Origin of the sequence: Hyalangium sp. (assembly GCF_035629615.1) — a bacterium.
Lineage (GTDB): Bacteria > Myxococcota > Myxococcia > Myxococcales > Myxococcaceae > Hyalangium.
The window spans coordinates 1-2,464 of the sequence record NZ_DASPHO010000656.1; the positions used below are offsets into that span (position 1 = coordinate 1).

Consider the following 2,464-nt stretch of genomic DNA (forward strand, 5'->3'; position numbering starts at 1 on the left):
GCGGCTACGCCAATGACATCATCCTGGACGATCCCAAGGTGTCTCCGGCGCACCTGCGCATCGAGCGGGCCGAGGACGGTGGGCTCGTGGTGCGGGATCTGGGCAGCCGCAATGGGACCTTCCGGGTGGAACCCTGGGCGCGGCTGGCGGAGCTGACCCTCGTCCAGGACGCGCGCGTGATGGTGGGAGACACGGTGCTGCGCTTCCGGGGGCGCAGCTACGAGGTGCCCGAGGCGATGGCCGCCGAGGCGCCGGTGGGGCCTCAGCAGCGGCTCTTCGAGCGGCCACAGATCTTCGTGGCGTCGCTGGGCGTCGTGATGCTGGCCTCGCTGCTCTCCAGCTACCTGACGAGCTACGATGAGACGGACTGGGGCGAGCTGGTGTTCTCGATGCTCCTGCCCAGCGCCCTCGCGCTGGCCTGGGCCGGTGGCTGGTCCATCGCGAGCCGGATCGCTCGCCGGCAGTTCTACTTCCGAGCCCATGGAGCCATTGGCAGCCTGGTGCTACTGGGCTTCATCTGCATCCCCGGCCTCATGATCGTCCTGAGCTTCAGCCTGGCGTGGGGGACGAGCCGCCCGTGGCTGGGGCTGATCTGCTACCTGGGGCTGGTGGCGTGGGGCCTGTTCTGGCACCTGCGGTACGTGACGAGGTGGGACTCGCGACGGCTGGGCGCGATGATCGCCGCGATCGTCCTGGGACTGGGCTCGCTCATCCAGGCGCAGGAGCTGCTGGGCAACGAGGGCTTCCATTCCTCGCTGAGCTTCCCACGCGCGTTGCTGCCGTCCTCCATCCGGCTGATGCCGGCCTCCTCCGTGGACGAGTTCTTCGAGGAGGCGACGGAGCTCCAGAAGCAGGTGGACGAGCTGGCCAAGGAGAAGTGAGCCGCTCGCTGGAACAGGCCGCGCGCTACTTCTGCGCGGCCACGCCGGTCGTCGTCATGGGAGGAGCAGGGGAGGGGGCGCCGGAGAGGCCATCCACCAGCCCCTGCGCCACCGCTGCGGAGAAGGCCTCCAGCGTTCGCGCCTCCTTCCAGCGTTCCACCTCTTCGAAGTCGAGCGCATGGTGCGTCTCGATGATGACCGAGGGGATGCGCGGGCGGCGCAGCATCATGATGCGATGCCCGGGCTCGTGCCGGTCCACGAAGACACCCGGGTGCTGGGGATCCCCCTCGTACAAACCCACGTAGTCCACGCCGTCATACGCGAGGAAGCCCGCCTCTCCGATGCGCTGGGCCAGGCCTCGCGCCAGCGCCACGCGGCGCCCCTTCAAGGGCTCGGCGGTGTCATCCGCCCAGAGCACGCTGTAGCCCGGCGTCGTGTCCTGGCGCAGGCACTGCTGGCCCGGGGCCGCTTCCCACCAGAAGGCCGCGCCGCGCGCATCCGAGTGGAGGCTCACGAAGGCATCCGCTCCCCACTGCTCCGCCTCGGAGATGCGAGCGCGGTAGGAGACCTGCTGCCCGGCCTTGCGGCTCAGGCGGACCTTGAAGTGGCCCGTGGCCTCGAGCCTGCGCGCCAGCTCCTCGGCCACCCGGAGCGTGAAGTCCGCCTCTTCCTCGCAGGTGACGGAGGAGTTGCCTCGGTTGCCACGGTAGCCATGGCCCGCGTCCAGGGAGATGCTCTTCTTGCGGTAGCCCTTGGGCACCGTGAGGGGCTGCACCGTGAGCGGCGCTCCTGCTGCGGGCCAGGAGGGGCGGGTGGTCGGCTCAGCGCGGGAGGGCACCTCCAGGGCGGCGCTCGCGGCAGACGGCTTCGTCGCGGGCTCAGGGGGCGCACCTGCGGCGGGTTGCGCGTTCGCGGCCTGGCCGCACCCGACGAGCACGACCCATCCCAGTAGCAGCCTCGAGACTCTCAGCATGGCGGTTCCGACACCCGGGAGAGCCGAGGCGTTCCCTTCGCGAGACTTGACGCTCCGGAGGAGAGCATGCATCATAATGTTGATTTTGATAATCATTATCGAATTGACGGAGACTCCATGTCCGCTGCCACCATCGTGAGCCTCGTCGGCCGCTCGGCCATCGTGCTGGAGCCTCGGAGCTCCCGGGCCAAAGAGCCCGAGGGGGCACGCGGCCAGGTTCCGCTGTCGGTGCGCCTGGAGGAGGGGACGGCCGCCACTCGCCGCGAAGCGGAGCAGACGCCTTTCCTGCGGAGTCTCTTCCGAGATCCCTTGGGGACGAGCGTGTACGGGCAGCTCGTTCGGGGGCGCCACTACGTCACCTACCTGCAGTGCCTCCTCGAGGTGTACGAGGCGCTGGAGGGGGCGATGGAGTCGCTCTGCAGCCATCCGGTGGTGGGGGGCTTCCTCCTGCCCGAGCTGTGGCGCTCCCAGGCGATCGAGGAGGATCTGCGCTGCTTCCTGGGGGACTCGTGGCAGGAGATGCCGCGGCCTGCCCACCTCACGGCCCTGCACGTGGAGCGGGTCCGGCAGCTCGTCCTGGTGGCGCCGCACCTGCTCTTGTCGCACGCCT

The 2,464-nt window shown here is 69.5% G+C and carries 3 protein-coding genes; 2 read left to right on the forward strand and 1 reads right to left on the reverse strand.

The annotated features are described in order from the left end of the window. Positions 1 to 881 (forward strand): FHA domain-containing protein (locus VD972_RS33415; protein ID WP_324992850.1); only part of this gene is annotated, 881 nt, incomplete at its 5' end. A gap of 25 nt (positions 882 to 906) precedes the next feature. Here VD972_RS33415 and VD972_RS33420 read toward each other — a convergent pair. After that, positions 907 to 1,854: an N-acetylmuramoyl-L-alanine amidase gene (locus tag VD972_RS33420; protein ID WP_324992851.1), complete on the reverse strand. Its 948-nt coding sequence runs from the start codon at positions 1,852 to 1,854 to the stop codon at positions 907 to 909. 117 nt (positions 1,855 to 1,971) lie between these two features. Between VD972_RS33420 and VD972_RS33425 the strand changes: the two genes are divergently transcribed. Then, on the forward strand, positions 1,972 to 2,464 hold a 493-nt coding region (locus VD972_RS33425), incomplete at its 3' end, for a biliverdin-producing heme oxygenase (protein ID WP_324992852.1).